The sequence below is a fragment of the Vibrio sp. 10N.222.49.C9 genome, from assembly GCF_041474985.1.
In the GTDB taxonomy this organism is placed as follows: domain Bacteria; phylum Pseudomonadota; class Gammaproteobacteria; order Enterobacterales; family Vibrionaceae; genus Vibrio; species Vibrio crassostreae_C.
On the sequence record NZ_JBFRVD010000050.1, the window covers coordinates 1 to 16,049 of the forward strand.

Below are 16,049 nucleotides of genomic sequence, written 5' to 3' on the forward strand. Positions count from 1 at the left end.
TTTCACAATAATTCATCAATATTAATTAGATCACATTTTTACTTTAATTGGTATAACTCAATGGTATGAGTTTGAAACAACTCTTTTTTGTTTATAGCAACCAGTGTTGCCATGCCTTGAACGATACCTGTAAACATAAGATTCCTATTTAGCATTCTAATAACAGTTTTTCATAGCAGTTATTGTGACATTTCTTTATGATTCGTCCAGTGGAAGCTTAAGATCATTGTCTCTGATTCCTTCAGAATGTCCTTTCCTACACTATTATTCTAATTTTCCCTCTTATTTGGAGTTGTTTGTGCACCGTTACAAAGAAGAATCCTCGAATCTAATCAAACTTGCGACCCCAGTATTGATCGCATCTGTTGCACAAACTGGAATGGGTTTTGTTGATACCGTGATGGCCGGTGGCGTAAGTGCTATCGATATGGCGGCGGTTTCGATTGCAGCAAGTATCTGGCTACCATCAATCTTATTTGGTGTCGGTTTATTGATGGCGTTGGTTCCTGTCGTTGCACAGCTGAATGGTTCTGGTCGACAAGTCAAAATTCCATTTGAGATTCAACAAGGAGCGTTTTTAGCGCTCGTCATTTCCCTTCCAATCATTGGCGTACTGTTCCAGACACAATTGATATTGGAGTGGATGGACATTGAACAACTCATGGCGGAAAAGACCATCGGCTATATGAATGCGGTGATGTTTGCTGTACCTGCGTTTTTGTTGTTCCAAACATTGCGAAGCTTTACGGATGGTATGTCTTTAACTAAGCCTGCGATGGTGATTGGTTTTATTGGCTTGCTATTAAACATCCCACTTAACTGGATGTTCGTATACGGAAAACTTGGTGCTCCTGCTCTGGGTGGTGTTGGCTGTGGCGTTGCAACGGCTATCGTATATTGGGTGATGTTTGCTCTGCTGTTCGCTTACGTTTTAACATCAAAGCGTTTGGCGAAAATTAACATCTTCGGTACGTTCCATAAGCCGCAACTTAAAGCTCAAATTCGTCTGTTTAGACTTGGTTTCCCTGTGGCGGCCGCTATCTTCTTCGAGGTAACTCTGTTTGCGGTGGTTTCTCTGTTAGTTGCACCATTGGGTTCATTGATTGTTGCCGCGCACCAAGTCGCGATCAACTTCTCTTCGCTGGTTTTCATGATTCCGATGAGTATCGGGGCAGCCGTGAGTATTCGTGTTGGGCATAAGTTGGGCGAAAACAACACCGAAGGCGCTAAGATCGCGACACACGTGGGTATCATTGTTGGTTTAGTGACAGCCTTAATGACAGCGGCGTTAACTGTCCTGTTCAGAGAACAGGTTGCATTACTTTACACAGAGAACACGGCGGTAATTACCGTTGCAATGCAGTTGCTGTTGTTCGCGGCGGTTTATCAATGTACTGACGCCATCCAAGTTATCGCTGCGGGTGCTCTGCGTGGCTACAAAGACATGCGTTCAATCTTCAACATCACCTTTGTGGCTTACTGGTTGCTTGGTCTTCCTATCGGTTACATCTTGGGTATGAAAGATTGGATTGTTGACCCTATGGGTGCGCACGGCTTCTGGATTGGTTTCATCGTCGGTCTAACGTCAGCCGCGATTATGCTGGGTATGCGTCTACACTGGATGCACAAGCAGGACGATGACGTTCAGTTAGAATTTAGTTCGCGCTAGATTCGTACTCGCTAAGTCGGTCTATCTGATTTCGAATAAAAAAAAGAGCTCTGATTTTCAGGGCTCTTTTTCGTTTAATGGTCAGGTAGATCGTATCTGCCTTAATATTCACTCTTCTCTCGAACAAAGCGCGCAAACTTGGGTTTTCCGTTTTGAGTAAAACCATTGTAACGAAAGGTAATACGGCTGCCGATCTCTGGCGGTGCGAGTCTCATTTGGTCAGTGAACCCGCTACCTATATAAAATTCCACACCCTCTTCTGTGTGAACCAAGATTGAACCCATCATCCCTTTATACTTCCCTGTCCCACCCTTGTAGCCAATAACTGTGGCTTCGGCATCATGATGCCTTTTCAGTTTTAACAAATCATTACTTCGGCCTGCTTGATAACGACTGGTGATTTTTCTAAGCATCAAACCTTCGCCATTACGCTCATCGACATTATCAAGTTGATGAAACAAAGCCTCTTCACTGTGAATTGGTACATGTTCTATGTAGCTGACATGAGATTCTCCAATCACTCTTACCCAATGCAAAATGTTGTAATAGCGCTTTTGATAATCTCCCGCAGCGCCTGGCATATCAAACAGCATGAAATCGATTTGGCGCCATGCTGTGTCACTCGGCGTATGATCGAGAACGGTAGATTGAACAAGGTGGAACTTGCCCCTTCCTGCCCACAACTCTCCTTCGAGATGTACCTTAGGCAAGTTTTCAGTAAACCACTTGGGTGAGTAAATGCGATTACCATTGCGTGTATAAAGATGTTGTCCGTCCCAAAGAGCCCGAATCCCATCAAGCTTTTCACTCTTCCAGTATTCAGAAACATCAATGCCTTGTTGGTATGTATTGGCCAGTACCAAATGGTCGGGAGGTAAATAGGATGAATGAGAAGAAAGCGAACACGCCCATAGAGTTGCTATCGCCAATTTAGTTAATCTCATCATCTGCTCCGTATTGATATCTGTAGTAGTCAACAAACGCCTTTAATCCTAAGCGTTCTGACACGTAGGTAGACAACCTTTGCTAGAAGATGCGATCCACTCATCAACCTTATCTAACCTTTTCATTTATTCATTAAATTAATGACCTATAACTCTCATATATTCCGCCGTTTTTAGTTCTCATATTGAGAAACGTCTTTTCTCAATTTGAGATAGGAATTCGTACTAAACATAAATTATTGAAAAATAACAACATAAAAGTTGGCACATTCAGTGCAGTTGTCCATACATACTTAAAAGGAGATATCGCTATGGAACTACGTAAGACTGATTTAAACACAACGACACTGACACTTTCTATTTTCGGTGATCTGGATGCAGCAGGCAGTCGTGATGCACAAACCGACATCGATGATGTGATTTCTAACGATGGTCACCCTGAAATCGAAGTTGATTTTAGCCAGGTTGAGTTTTTAGATTCATCTGGTGTTGGCGCGATTGTTTATATGTTCAAACGTCTGACTGAGCGCGAACGCAACATGCGACTTGAAAATGTGACTGGTCAGCCTCTTGAAATTATGAACCTACTACGTATTGGCCACGCTATCCCAGTAAATTCAAAAAATCCTGCAAATTCATGAAGACCCACTAAGCTAGAAGTAACAAAAAATAATAAGAAAAATTAGAAACATAGGACGTCGGCATGAAAATACTGAAAAACTACATAGCCCTTTCTCTGTCCGCTCTCGTTCTGGGTGGCTGTACTAGCTATCCTGAACAAGGCACAGGGGGTTTGGCTGAAAGTTACGATTCTATTAACTATCAAAACTCAGACTTCTCTCCTGTCATGCCAGACGAGCCTCTTGGTCCAGAACATGGATTACGCTTTGATTGGCAGCTCGCTAAATTGCACCTTGATGCTTTGATCCAAGAAGGTGCTCGTTGGTGTTTCCCAGCTGCTGTTGTTCAAGCAATCGAAAAGCAAAATCGTATTGCTCGTGAACTTCAAGGCGGTCTACTACTGGATGCAGCCAACGACTTAGTGATCCAAAGAAAACGCCTAAATGAACTTGAGGTCCAACTGGATTACGTAACTTCACAAGCCCGCTGTGAGCCACCAAAAAATGAAAATCAATTTAGAATGCAACTGTCGGTTATTGAACAGTTGTATGACCTGCTTAATGTTGACAACCAATTTGCGGAAAACTCGACTGAAGTAAATCCTAAATATATGGGAAGACTGGCCGAGGCGACCACTTTACTTAAAGAACACAAATCCCTAGACCTTGTTGTTACCGGCCATGCTGATGCAACGGGTGCCGAAGAATACAACGACAAGTTAGCACTTGGACGAGCGAAACAAGTCGAACGCTACCTGACTATTTTTGGACTAGGCGCTCAACGAATCAAAGCCGTCTCTGTTGGCGAAACCGTCCCTCTTTTTGAAGGTGAATCCGACGGCACGCGTTTAACGAACCGCCGAGTAAGTATTGAAATTGTCTCGCCTAAGAATGCCGAGAAAATGGGAGGTGGATTATGAAATTCTTGATCGCTTTTATCATCACCCTATCGTTATGCTTTGCGAATATCGTGAATGCAAGAGACGAGTTTTCAGAGGCGGTTCAAGTCGGTGATCTTATCCAAGTCAACGTACCCGGAGAAAGTACCTTAAATACTGGGTTCCAAGTTGATAAACGTGGCCGTATTACTCTTCCTGAAGTGGGTACTGTATTTGTGGCAGGTTATGACAGTGAGCAGCTTAACAAAGTCGTTCTAGAGTCGCTGGCAACCGCTTACAAAGATCTTTCGAACGCTTCAGTGTATGTAAAAGAGCAGCAAATCATCATCTACGTGCAAGGTTATGTAGAACAGCCTGGCGAATACACGCTCTCATTAGGTTCTAGCATCCAAATGGCACTTTACGCTGCGGGTGGTTTACGCCCGGGCGCGCAACTGGATAAGCTGATTCTTAAGCGAGGCGCAGATAAGAAAGAGTTTAACTACAAACGATTCCTTGATTCAGGAGACGAGTCAGCATTACCTACTCTTCAATCACTGGATTCACTATTCGTTCCAGCTTCTCCATTAGTCGGTAACATCGAGCAAGAGTTTGACGCAGCAAAGCTTGCTAACTCAGGTGACAGTGCTGATTCTCGTAACTCCATCAAAGTGTTTGGTGAGGTGAACGCGCCGGGTTCGTTCACTTACAAAGAGAACACCGACCTTGTCGACGTACTTATGCGTTCGGGCGGCGTAACTCGTTATGCCAGTGTTGAGCAAATCCGAGTGATTTCGAACAACACCCCAACGCTATTCAACCTAAAACGTTACTTAGATTCTGGTGACGAAAGTCTGCTTCCAATTTTACGCCCGGGTGCGACCATTTTCGTTCCCAAGCAAGAAGAAGAGATCAAATCCGGCGCCAACATGGTTTACGTAATGGGCGAAGTCGCAGCCCCTGGTGCTTTTGAAGGCAAAAGAGACGCGACCTTTATGGATATCTTGGCGAATGCGGGCGGCCCAACTCGATTTGCAGAGTCACGACAAATCCGTGTTATCAAAGCAGATGGCAGAGTGCTTAAATTCGATTTAGCGGCTTACACTGAAGGCTTACCTAACTCTAACCCTCCTAGCATCAAAGCTGGTGACGCGATTTTCGTTCCCGAGAAAACCGACATGAACGAGAAGTCTTGGTTGAAAATCACGCCAGACAGAGCAGTTAACGTGATTGGTGAGGTGAATCGACCTGGTCGTATTGAATGGTCAGATGAAATGAATTTCATGGGATTATTGGCACACGTCGGTGGCCCTACGCTACGCGCTGACACATCGAAAATCGAAGTTGTTACTGGTAGAAAGCTAGTTGTGTTTAACCTTGATGATTTTATTCGAAATGGTGCGCCACGTGACCAAATGCCACAAATTCGAGCGGGCTCTATCGTGCGTGTTCACGACTTGCCACAAGATCCTTCAGACAATAAATCACAATGGGTTCGTCAAAGCTCTGATGCTTCGATCTACATCTTTGGACAAGTGAATGCACCCGGTCGTTACCGCTTCACCAAAGACATGCACTTCCTTGATATCTTGTCTGCGGCTGACGGTCCAACAAAGGATGCCGACATCCACAACGTTCGAGTAACACATCGTGACAAAACCTATTCGCAAGTAAGCAAACTTAACTTATCACTGTACTTCGAAACCGGTGACGAATCGTTACTGCCAAACGTAACCACTGGCGACACGATTTACATCCCAGAGAAAGGCAAAAACTGGTTAGATACACCGAAAGAAGAAACCGTTCGTGTGCTTGGTGCGATTAACAATCCGGGGCGTTATGTGTTCAACGACAACATGACCATTCTAGATATTCTGGCAGAAGCAGCAGGACCTACCGACAATGCTTATGTAGAAAAAATTACCATCGTCAATATGTCTTGCTGCCAAGGTCAGGCTCGTACTTTTGACCTTGTTGAATTCAGCAAAACGGCGAACATTTACAACTTGCCGGTGCTACGCGCTGGTGACACGATTTACATCCCAGACCGTCGCGAAAGCTTTATTGAAAAAGCACGCGTCGGACTTGATGACATACTGCGTATCACCACCACCATCGTATTAATAGGAGCTTTATAATGACAATTTCAGCGACCCATGCCGAAGTCGAGCAACTGTATTTAGCTTCTGAACTTAACGGCCAAAAATCAATATGCGTCACCGCCTGCCATTCAGGTGACGGCGTAACATCTATTGCAACCGCATTAGCCGAGCGTTTTCTTCTTGCGGGTCATTCAACGCTTTATGTTGATCTCAACTTATTCAACCCTGCTTTCAAAGATTTGAATATGCTAGAAGATAATCAGCAAGGTCAACTGATAGAACATGTTGAATCTCAGCGTACGTTTATCGGTGTCCCTGCTCCACAAGTTGCTTCAACGCAATTGGCTTATAAAGATCCGACAACGTTACAAAAAGTGGTCAACAAATGGTTAGAGAAATACGACAGAGTCATCATTGATACCTCACCGCTTCTCAACATAAACAAAGGCAATATTCCGGCGCAGTCTGTCGCGAGCGCTTGTGGCAGTACACTAATTGTTGTCGCCTATGGAGAAACGTCGAGTCACCACCTAGAACAAGCGAAAAAGCTGCTTGATGCACAAAGTATCAATCTAATGGGCTGCGTGATGAACATGAAACAAAAGCCTAGCTTTGCACAAGAGTTGGTCAGACAAATCAATCGAATGAAATTTATCCCCGTTAAGCTTCGCGATAGCTTGGCAAACAAGCTGTATCAAAATGAGTTTTTGAACCTTCCTATGTAACTTTCTTTTGCTACTTTCTGGCTGTCATTAAAACCATGACAGCCGCCAATCGTATTAGACTTCAAGCTCCAACTGCTCTGAATGATTCAAAACCAAATTGGGTGTTTTTGGCGAAATTGTTATTAAAAATAAGATTTTAAAAACCATTCAACGCATTTCACACACGTCATTCATGGTCTTACCACCTTTAAATCCCTTCAAAAATAAACAGCCCCACACCTAACTTTAGCGGTAATGTGACACAGACGGTTAAAGTGCTATGTAAATCGCATCAAAGATGGAATTCGTACGATTATTCCCTAAGATTATAAATAGAGGTGGTTTTTGACGAATTTGTAATAGTTTGACAAAGTTATCCGATGGCTGTTGAAACACAGTGGATGAATTGGCAAATCACACTTCACTGACTTTGCACGTTTATCTATTCAAACTTCACCCATCCCTCCTTCTGCTCAAATGGTTCAAATACACGGAAAGGATCACCATCGAGCAATTTAGATAATCAATTTACCTTGGTTACCTTAGTTGTATTATTAAAGAGAAAGGAAACTCAATATGAAATACAAGTTAAGCTCCGTATTTTTGTTAGTAGCAGCAGCCAGCGGTAATGCTAACGCTGGAGAATGTGGCAGCGTAACAATCGCAGATATGAACTGGAACTCTGCAACACTGATCGCCAATATCGACCAATTCATCCTTGAACATGGTTATGGGTGTGATGCTGAACTTATCCCTGGCGACACTATGCCAACAGGCACGTCTATGATCGAAAAAGGCCAGCCTGATGTTGCACCTGAACTTTGGAGCAACAGCTTAAAAGACGCTTTAGATAAAGGTGTTGAAGAAAAACGTCTTCGCTACGCAGGTAAAGCACTTGTGAACGGCGGCGAAGAAGGCTTTTGGGTTCCAGCTTACCTAGTAAAACAGTACCCTGAAATGGCAACCATCGAAGGCGTACGCAAAAACGCAAGCTTATTTAAACACCCTGAAGACCCAGATACATCTGCATTCTACAGCTGCCCTGCAGGCTGGAACTGTCAGATCAGCGCCGGAAACTTGTTTAATGCTCTTGAGCTAGAAAACAGCGGTTTCACGATTGTTGATCCAGGCTCGAGTGCCGGCTTATCTGGCTCTATCGCAAAAGCTTATGAACGTGAAGAAGCTTGGTTTGGTTACTACTGGGCACCGACCGCTGTTCTAGGTAAATACGACATGGTTAAAGTCGACTTTGGCAGTGGCGTTAATGAGGAAGAGTTCCTTAACTGTACCACCAAAGAAGATTGTGAATCGCCAAAAGCAACCATGTACCCGCCTTCACCTGTCCACACGATTACCACTGAAAGTTTTGCGTCACGTGCTCCTGAAGCGTACGACTACTTTACTAAACGTGGTTTCACAAACGACAAAATGAACTCGCTACTTGCTTGGATGGAAGACAACCAAGCTGATGGCGAAGAAGCGAGTCTGCATTTCTTAAGTGAATTCCCAGAAGTATGGCACCCATGGGTTTCTGAAGAAGTGGCTAAGAAAGTTGAAGCTCAGCTGTAAGAGCTTGATTTAATAACAAGTAATTACGCTTCAACAATAAAACAGAAATAACGTCGCTATACTTGATGTTATTCATGATTCGGAGCCCTTTTCATTAGCGATTTTCTTATCGCATGGACAAGTGGCTCCGAACTATAAGGATATAAAATGGCTGACAGCAATTGGTTATCAAGCTTTCCAGAGATGGAACGCGGTGATTTACGAACCATAAAAAAGACGCTAGATGGCGCATACCGTGAATTTTCCCGTGAATACGGCGAAATGATTGAATCTCTCTTTGACCCTCTTCTTTCATTCCTCGTTTGGTTTGAAAAACTCCTTATCTCAACACCTTGGATTATAGTCCTGGCTGTGTGTACCAGCCTTGTCTACGCAGCAAGCCGTTCTTGGAAACTGGCTCTAGGCTGTGTTGCTTCTCTACTTCTCATTGGTTACTTTGGAATGTGGGAAGACACCATGCGGACGCTCAGTATCATCACTGTATGTACCTTGGTTTCAATATTCTTGGGCATTCCGATTGGTATTGCGATGGCTCGTTCAAATCGAGCTCAGTCAATTGTTACGCCGATGCTCGATATCATGCAAACCATGCCTGCGTTCGTTTATTTGATTCCAGTGGTAATGCTACTGGGCATCGGTAAGATTCCAGGGCTAATCGCCGTGGTTATCTACGCGATCCCACCTGTAATTCGTCTAACTAACCTAGGCATACGCTTAGTTGATAAAGAAGTCCTTGAAGCCGCTACCGCTTTCGGTGCGAGCAAAAAGCAACGCTTATGGGGTGTTCAACTTCCTCTAGCAATGCCAACGATCATGGCGGGTATTAACCAAACCATCATGATGGCACTGTCTATGGTTGTTATCGCATCCATGATTGGTGTGAAAGGCCTAGGACAACCGGTTCTCAAATCGATTACTAACCAGTACTTCACATTAGGCTTGATGAATGGTTTCGCCATCGTTGCCCTCGCAATCCTTTTTGACCGCGCTTCACAAGCGTACGCAAGAAGAACTAATGCGCATTTAGGAGGATTCAAGCATGACTAAACCATTGATTGAAATTAGTGGTCTGTACAAGGTGTTTGGACCGAAACCAATGTCTGTTATGAACCGAGTTCAAAACGGCGAACACAAAGATCAGATTCTTGCGGATACGGGTCATACCGTTGGTTTAAAAGAGATCAACCTTGAGATTAACCGTGGTGAAATCTTCGTTATCATGGGGCTTTCTGGCTCGGGTAAATCGACGCTGATTCGCCACTTCAACCGTTTGATTGACCCGACTCAAGGTAAAATCATGGTTGAAGGCATAGATGTGATGAGCCTCAACACTAAACAGCTAGAAGAGTTCCGTCGTCATAAAATGTCGATGGTATTCCAACGCTTTGGCTTAATGCCTCATCGCACTGTGGTTGAAAACGTTGCGTACGGGTTGGAAGTACAAGGCATCAAAAAAGAAGACCGTTTAGCGAAAGCCAACGAATGGTTAGAAACGGTGGGCTTAAAAGGTTACGGCAAGCAATACCCTGCGCAACTTTCAGGTGGTCAGCAACAACGTGTTGGCCTTTCTCGCGCTCTGTGTACTAACGCTGAAATCTTGTTAATGGATGAAGCCTTTTCGGCACTCGACCCTTTGATTCGAAGTGAAATGCAAGATCAGCTTATCGAACTTCAAGAGAAGCTTCATAAGACGATTGTTTTCATCACTCATGATCTGGACGAAGCACTCCGCCTAGGCGATAGAATCGCAATTTTGAAAGACGGCGAGTTAGTACAACAAGGCACACCACATGAGATTCTGCTAAATCCAGCCGATGATTACGTGGAAGCGTTCGTGAAAGACGTAAACCGTGCTCGTGCACTGACCGTTGAAACCGTTATGCAGCCTCCTCTGTATCGAATCACATCAGAAACGATTGAAGGTGCTCTGGCACAGATGAAGATGCTGAAAAACGATTACGCTTATCACGTAACGGATGACGGCTATCAAGGCCTAGTCACACAAGAGAGCCTACAAGACGCAGTTGAAGATTCATCGGTACATGATTTTAGTGATGAGATATACGAAGAAGTCCCTGCCATCTTACCAGATGCGGTGATTGAAGAAGTGCTACCGGACACTATGTCTTGTGACTACTCTCTTCCAGTTGTTGATGAAGACGGTAATCTAAAAGGTGAACTCGAGAGAAGCGCTGTTGCTGATATCTTCTCAGAAAGTAGCGAGGAAGAAGTAGAAGCCGACCCAAAGCCAAAGATTGATAAAGCTTCGTAGTCCTACTTTTCGTGATTTAAAGCACGGCTGTTTAAATTATCATTGTTTGGGTTATCGTTATTTGAGTTATTGCTATTTAGATTAGCCTAAACTACATAAACCGCTCTAAGACCACTGTTGTTATTTCACTGCAGTGGTCTTTTTTATTTGTATCGGGCTCGTTTTCTTCTGAGATCTACCCGCACCTTAGGCTTTATAGGCACCTAAGTTTATATTTCATAAGAGAAAACAAAATAAAATCAGTCCGTTAGGTTTGTCACAAACCCAATAGCAAGATGAGTGAGATGCCAATTAAATGCTCTATTTGTACGGCAACCAGTTGAAATTATTCTAGAAAATGACTAAAACTTAATAGTATTAACAGATATTAAGCTCAATAAAAGGACTTAGTTTGATGAATTCTACTTTAGCGTCAGACGCAGCTACAAATCTAAACTCACAACAAGTGAGCAAGCTTGTCGATGAAAGCGTTCTGGAGCAAATGATTCGCGATACAAGTGCGGACATTATCCCTATCTTGATCGACCATTATGTCGAAGAATCACAAACACGCTTGGTCGCTATAAAAGAGGCAGTCACGCAGAAAGACGCTCAAACACTTGAGTTCGAGGTCCACACTCTCGGCAGCACAGCGCTTTCGTTAGGTAATCGCCCTTTGGGTGAATTAGCTCGAGCTTTAGAAAAGCTATGTTTAGAACAGAGTCATGATGCGGCATTTCGACAAGTTGATGAATTACTAGAGCTCGCAGAGCGTTCAATAAAAGCCTTGCTTGAAAGGAAAGAGGCAGGCTTCAGCTAGCTTTGCATGTTCATTATCGGTATCAGATTAAAAACTCAAAACAGTCGTTATTAATATAGTCGCCATAAGATGGGCTCCATCATGAACAGCAATGCGAGAAGTTATACAGGCCGCTTCTTAAAAGATTGCATGTGGTAGATAACAAATACACAAGACTCGTATTGATGGTTGCATATCACTATGTTATTGATTGGTTAGGATAAAGTTTAAAAAGGAATACACAATGCGCCCTAAGGTATTGTTAGTTGAAGACTCCACCTCACTCGCCGTACTCTACAAGCAGTACGTAAAAGACGAGCCCTATGATATTTTCCACGTCGAAACCGGCGCGGAAGCTAAGACCTTCATTGAAAGGCACTCTCCACAGCTTGTGATTCTCGACCTTAAGCTTCCTGACATGCCAGGCGAAGAAGTCTTAGATTGGATTACTGCTAACGAAATACCGACCGCTGTCATCATCGCGACAGCGCATGGTTCAGTAAACATCGCGGTAGACCTTATCCAACGCGGTGCAGAAGACTTCTTAGAGAAACCCATTCAAGCCGATCGACTCAAGACCTCTGTTAGCTTGCATCTAAAAAGAGCGAAACTCGAAAACCTCGTCGATAACATGCAAAGCAAATTCGATCGTGATCGTTTTCATAATTTCATTGGCTCTTGCCTACCCATGCAGGCGGTTTACAAGATCATTGATTCGGTAGCACCAACCACTGCCAGCGTGTTTATTAACGGCGAAAGTGGTACAGGTAAAGAAGTGTGTGCGGAAGCGATTCACCAAGAGAGTCAGCGTAATGGTAAACCCTTCGTGGCCATTAACTGCGGCGCTATCCCTCGAGACCTAATGGAGAGTGAAATCTTCGGTCACGTTAAAGGTGCGTTTACCGGTGCGACAACCGACCGTAAAGGTGCAGCAATGCAAGCGCATGGCGGTACCCTATTTCTCGATGAGCTTTGTGAAATGGAACTGGAGATGCAGAAGAAGCTCCTCAGATTTTTGCAAACTGGTACGTTTACTCCACTCGGTGGCAACCGCGAGATTAAAGTGGATGTCAGAATTATCTGTGCGACCAACCGCGATCCACTGGTTGAAGTAGAAGAAGGACGTTTTAGAGAAGACCTTTACTATCGTGTTCACGTTGTGCCTATCGAAATGCCACCGCTTCGTGAACGAGGAAGTGACATTGTCACCCTATCTAATCACTTCTTGAAACTGTACGCGAAGCAAGACAAGAAGAAGTTCAAATCAATAGACAAGGAAACGCAGAATCTACTTAAACGTTATGCGTGGCCAGGCAATGTGCGTCAGTTGCAAAACATCATCCGTAACATCGTGGTGTTGAACAATGAAACGAGCGTGACTAAAGACATGTTACCGCCTCCGATTAATAAAGTAGATGCCGCTCCATCATCTAAATCAGTGACACCAATTCGAGTAACTGCGCCTCAACCTGCAGTTGTTGAAGCACCAGAAGCTAAGTTGCCACCGATTACTCCGGAAGAGTTGGAACAATCGTCAGTTGCTCAAGCTCACAACGAGCCGATGACGCCTGCATTTACCACAAGCGAAGGTGCTATTCGTCCAATGTGGCAAATAGAACGTGAAGCCATTCAACATGCCATCAATCATTGCGATGGGAATGTGTTAAACGCTGCTGTGCTGTTAGAACTTAGCCCTTCTACTGTTTATCGTAAGAAACAGGCTTGGGAATCGGAAGATGAGTACAATCAAGCCTAACCAAGGTGTACTCGACATAAACCTTCATGAGATTTGGCTGTTGATCGACAGCCAAACTTTTGGAGGCATAGAAACGCATGTTTTAGAATTAGCACAAGGCCTGATATCGGAAAGCGCTCAGTATTCAGAGGCTGTTCGTATCGTTCTTTTGACTAAGTTTAATCCTGAAGCGATCATCGTTGAAAAGTTGAATGCGCTGAACATCCCTTTTAGTTACCTCTCCGATTTAGCCTCATGTTCTGTAGATTCAAATGGCAATAGCGCGACACAGCTGAAACGTGCAGTTCAACATTATCAACCAAGGCTTATCCATGCTCATGGTTACAAAGCCAGTTTGGTCAGCAAGTTAATCAAGCTTCCGCCTCGTTTCAACAACACAAAGCAAATCACCACTTATCACGCAGGTGAAACCCCAACAGGCAAAGTATGGCTTTATGATTGGCTCGACCGTTACAGCAGTTTTCTTTCTGATCAGTCGCTCGTGGTCAGTGAAAAGATTAAAGCGAAAGTGCCGAGTCAAACCCATCAATTGAATAACTTTGTTAAAATGCCAACCGGGTTAACAAGCTCCCCTTCATCAAGCCCATTCCATGTTGGTTTTGTGGGGCGATTGAGCCATGAAAAAGCGCCTGATCGATTTGTTGCATTAGCCAAACAGTTTCCTGATGTTCGGTTTGAGCTTTTTGGTGACGGGCCAGAAATGGACATCTTAGTTAAATCGCAGCCTGATAATGTGACCTTTCATGGGCATCAGACCAATATGGACGACGTCTGGAGCCAAATCGATCTGTTAATCATCCCTTCTCGCTTTGAAGGCTTACCTATGGCGGCATTAGAAGCCATGATTCGTGGCATTCCCGTTCTCGCCACCTCAGTTGGTAACTTGCCTCAACTCATCGAGCATCAAGTTAACGGCTACCTTGCAAATTCAGAAGCTGAGCTAGAACAGTTTTTATCTTTGTGGATGTCATTGACGAACGAGCAGCGTGACTCTCTCAAGAGTCACGCGATAGAAACCGTGAAAAACCAATACTCTCCACAAGCCGTTGTCCCGCAGTTGTTGGAAATCTATCAACTCGACCGTTAGTTCTAGCCTTAGTCGATAACTGGTTATTTGGGCTTGATGATTTAAGTACTTTAGTCAGTTTTATACTGATTCTCAAAATGACAAAACTCACCTCAAGGCTACGCCCTCACTTAATAATCCAACATTAAATCAGTAAGTTAAACAAAATGCATAACTGGCACTCACTTTGCAATCTTTAACATCAGGCGTAACTACGTCTTAAAAAGATTACGAGCCGAGTCCTAAAGAGTTTATTTGCCAATAGAGGTCACAATGGTCAACCCTGAAGCCAATAGATTGCCAGTCATCATCACGATCAGCACCTTGTGTGTTGGGCTTGGTGTTGTTTGGTACTTTGTGCCTCACCCTGCTGTCATTGTGGCGCTCGCTCTTGTGCCATTGGCCGGGTTATTCGTGTTAAACAAAACATTCTGGTTAGTTTTACTGTTCGTTGTCTTTTCATTTTTCCGAATTCACGAAGCTATACCTCAGCTCTATTCGCTAAAAATACCGCTGATGCTTTCATTAGGCGCTCTGTCGGCTCTTCTATGGCATGCATTAATCAGTAAAGAACTTAAAATCTTCTGGCACCCTTGTTTAAATTGGCTCGCCATATTTTGGGTATTGGTTTTCATTGGTATTATCTTCGCGTCCAACAGGCCAATAGCACTAGCAGAATTCAAGGGCGTTTATTGGAAAATTATAGTGATGACGCTTGCGATTACTTGGCTAGTAAACACCACGGAAAATCTCGCAAAAACCGCGATGACGATTATCTACGCTGGCGCTTTAGCCAGCTCTATTGCCGTGTACAACTCAGTAAATGGTATTGGGCTTGTCGAGGGCTCACGCGTGACTATTGGCCGCGATTTTGGCTCTATGTTAGGTGACCCGAACGACCTAGCACTGGTACTGATGTTCCCACTCGCCTTTACAATAAGCCAAGCCACCACGACTGGCATCTCACGATCCAAACGTTTAATCAGTGCCTTAATTTGTCTGTTACTGCTCGCCGCCATTATTGCCACTCAAAGCCGTGGCGGATTACTGGGTTGTATTGCGGTGATTGGTATTTTTGCGTGGAAGCTAGTGCGCTCTAAAGTTCTCTTAATCTCAGTGGGAACTGTCGCGGCCGTGGTGCTCTATTTAGTTGCTGGTATCTCAGACAGATCTTCTGGTGGTGCCGCTGAACAAGGTATCGATGAATCTGCAATGGGTCGAATCTATGCTTGGGAAGCAGCAATAAAGATGGCAGTTGAGAATCCACTGACCGGCGTAGGGTTGAACAACTTCTTCTCGAACTACTTCTTTTACAGTTCGCATTGGGACGGACTGAATCACGCCGTTCACAGTACCTGGTTTGGTGTGTTGGCAGAAACAGGCTTTATTGGTCTGATCATTTTTGTCTGCCTTATCGTTTCTTTGATCAAAACCTCTCGCTCTACGCTAACGAGGTTAAAAAACTCGGCCACAGAAATCGCCCCCGAACTCAATGCGGTCGCCTATGCGATCTATGCAGGTCTGATTGGCACAATCGTGTCGGGGACATTTTTGACTCAAGGCTTCAACTGGCCGATTTATATCCTCGCAGCACTCACAGTTTGCGTCTCAAACGTATCTCAAACTGCCTGTCAAAATGAGAAAACCTAAAAGACACATTTTAACTCATTGAAAATATTATATTTATTAAG

13 protein-coding genes and 1 pseudogene are annotated in these 16,049 nt (G+C 44.1%); 12 read left to right on the top strand and 2 right to left on the bottom strand.

What is annotated here, in order from left to right:
* Positions 1–53 precede the first annotated feature (53 nt).
* A pseudogene (locus tag AB4585_RS19145) lies at positions 54–137 on the bottom strand (riboflavin synthase); the annotation flags it as partial.
* A gap of 161 nt (positions 138–298) precedes the next feature.
* On the opposite strand from AB4585_RS19145, the gene AB4585_RS19150 reads away from it, so the two are divergent.
* Complete coding sequence (locus AB4585_RS19150) at positions 299–1,669, top strand: MATE family efflux transporter (RefSeq protein WP_017059598.1); 1,371 nt, start codon at positions 299–301, stop codon at positions 1,667–1,669.
* Positions 1,670–1,770: 101 nt separating this feature from the next.
* On the opposite strand, the gene AB4585_RS19155 is transcribed toward AB4585_RS19150, so the two are convergent.
* Positions 1,771–2,613, bottom strand: coding sequence for a DNA ligase (locus AB4585_RS19155; RefSeq protein WP_372170621.1), 843 nt, complete (start codon positions 2,611–2,613; stop codon positions 1,771–1,773).
* A gap of 311 nt (positions 2,614–2,924) precedes the next feature.
* Here AB4585_RS19155 and AB4585_RS19160 point away from each other — a divergent pair, with 311 nt between their 5' ends.
* The 11 genes from AB4585_RS19160 (at position 2,925) to AB4585_RS19210 (ending at position 16,008) form a co-directional block, all read left to right on the top strand.
* Positions 2,925–3,254, top strand: a complete 330-nt coding sequence (locus AB4585_RS19160) for an STAS domain-containing protein (RefSeq protein WP_017059596.1) — start codon at positions 2,925–2,927, stop codon at positions 3,252–3,254.
* A 62-nt stretch (positions 3,255–3,316) separates the two neighbouring features.
* Positions 3,317–4,153, top strand: coding sequence for an OmpA family protein (locus AB4585_RS19165; RefSeq protein ID WP_017067078.1), 837 nt, complete (start codon positions 3,317–3,319; stop codon positions 4,151–4,153).
* Positions 4,150–6,249, top strand: coding sequence for an SLBB domain-containing protein (locus AB4585_RS19170; RefSeq protein ID WP_372170599.1), 2,100 nt, complete (start codon positions 4,150–4,152; stop codon positions 6,247–6,249). The genes AB4585_RS19165 and AB4585_RS19170 overlap by 4 nt, the downstream gene beginning before the upstream one ends.
* Entirely contained in the window at positions 6,249–6,938 is a 690-nt protein-coding gene (locus AB4585_RS19175; protein WP_017063892.1) for a tyrosine-protein kinase family protein, read from the top strand. The genes AB4585_RS19170 and AB4585_RS19175 overlap by 1 nt, the downstream gene beginning before the upstream one ends.
* A gap of 555 nt (positions 6,939–7,493) precedes the next feature.
* Positions 7,494–8,486, top strand: coding sequence for an ABC transporter substrate-binding protein (locus AB4585_RS19180; RefSeq protein WP_017059592.1), 993 nt, complete (start codon positions 7,494–7,496; stop codon positions 8,484–8,486).
* Positions 8,487–8,633: 147 nt separating this feature from the next.
* On the top strand, positions 8,634–9,533 hold the full coding sequence (locus AB4585_RS19185; RefSeq protein ID WP_017059591.1) for a proline/glycine betaine ABC transporter permease: 900 nt from the start codon (positions 8,634–8,636) through the stop codon (positions 9,531–9,533).
* Positions 9,526–10,758 (top strand): glycine betaine/L-proline ABC transporter ATP-binding protein, encoded by a 1,233-nt coding sequence (locus AB4585_RS19190; RefSeq protein WP_017059590.1) that lies wholly within the window; start codon positions 9,526–9,528, stop codon positions 10,756–10,758. Before AB4585_RS19185 ends, AB4585_RS19190 begins: the two co-directional genes overlap by 8 nt.
* A 394-nt stretch (positions 10,759–11,152) precedes the next feature.
* Positions 11,153–11,557 carry an Hpt domain-containing protein gene (locus AB4585_RS19195; RefSeq protein WP_017066737.1) on the top strand — a complete coding sequence of 135 codons (405 nt, stop codon included), beginning with the start codon at positions 11,153–11,155 and terminating at the stop codon, positions 11,555–11,557.
* A gap of 223 nt (positions 11,558–11,780) precedes the next feature.
* Entirely contained in the window at positions 11,781–13,292 is a 1,512-nt protein-coding gene (locus AB4585_RS19200; protein WP_017059588.1) for a sigma-54 dependent transcriptional regulator, read from the top strand.
* Complete coding sequence (locus AB4585_RS19205; protein WP_017059587.1) at positions 13,273–14,379, top strand: glycosyltransferase family 4 protein; 1,107 nt, start codon at positions 13,273–13,275, stop codon at positions 14,377–14,379. The genes AB4585_RS19200 and AB4585_RS19205 overlap by 20 nt, the downstream gene beginning before the upstream one ends.
* A gap of 252 nt (positions 14,380–14,631) precedes the next feature.
* Complete coding sequence (locus AB4585_RS19210; RefSeq protein WP_372170602.1) at positions 14,632–16,008, top strand: O-antigen ligase family protein; 1,377 nt, start codon at positions 14,632–14,634, stop codon at positions 16,006–16,008.
* Positions 16,009–16,049 lie beyond the last annotated feature (41 nt).

What these genes read in the sequence shown, in the direction of transcription:
- AB4585_RS19155 (WP_372170621.1), bottom strand. Translation starts at nt 2,613, where the DNA reads ATGAGATTAACTAAATTGGCGATAGCAACTCTATGGGCGTGTTCGCTT.
- AB4585_RS19160 (WP_017059596.1), top strand. Translation starts at nt 2,925, where the DNA reads ATGGAACTACGTAAGACTGATTTAAACACAACGACACTGACACTTTCT.
- AB4585_RS19165 (WP_017067078.1), top strand. Translation starts at nt 3,317, where the DNA reads ATGAAAATACTGAAAAACTACATAGCCCTTTCTCTGTCCGCTCTCGTT.
- AB4585_RS19170 (WP_372170599.1), top strand. Translation starts at nt 4,150, where the DNA reads ATGAAATTCTTGATCGCTTTTATCATCACCCTATCGTTATGCTTTGCG.
- AB4585_RS19175 (WP_017063892.1), top strand. Translation starts at nt 6,249, where the DNA reads ATGACAATTTCAGCGACCCATGCCGAAGTCGAGCAACTGTATTTAGCT.
- AB4585_RS19180 (WP_017059592.1), top strand. Translation starts at nt 7,494, where the DNA reads ATGAAATACAAGTTAAGCTCCGTATTTTTGTTAGTAGCAGCAGCCAGC.
- AB4585_RS19185 (WP_017059591.1), top strand. Translation starts at nt 8,634, where the DNA reads ATGGCTGACAGCAATTGGTTATCAAGCTTTCCAGAGATGGAACGCGGT.
- AB4585_RS19190 (WP_017059590.1), top strand. Translation starts at nt 9,526, where the DNA reads ATGACTAAACCATTGATTGAAATTAGTGGTCTGTACAAGGTGTTTGGA.
- AB4585_RS19195 (WP_017066737.1), top strand. Translation starts at nt 11,153, where the DNA reads ATGAATTCTACTTTAGCGTCAGACGCAGCTACAAATCTAAACTCACAA.
- AB4585_RS19200 (WP_017059588.1), top strand. Translation starts at nt 11,781, where the DNA reads ATGCGCCCTAAGGTATTGTTAGTTGAAGACTCCACCTCACTCGCCGTA.
- AB4585_RS19205 (WP_017059587.1), top strand. Translation starts at nt 13,273, where the DNA reads ATGAGTACAATCAAGCCTAACCAAGGTGTACTCGACATAAACCTTCAT.
- AB4585_RS19210 (WP_372170602.1), top strand. Translation starts at nt 14,632, where the DNA reads ATGGTCAACCCTGAAGCCAATAGATTGCCAGTCATCATCACGATCAGC.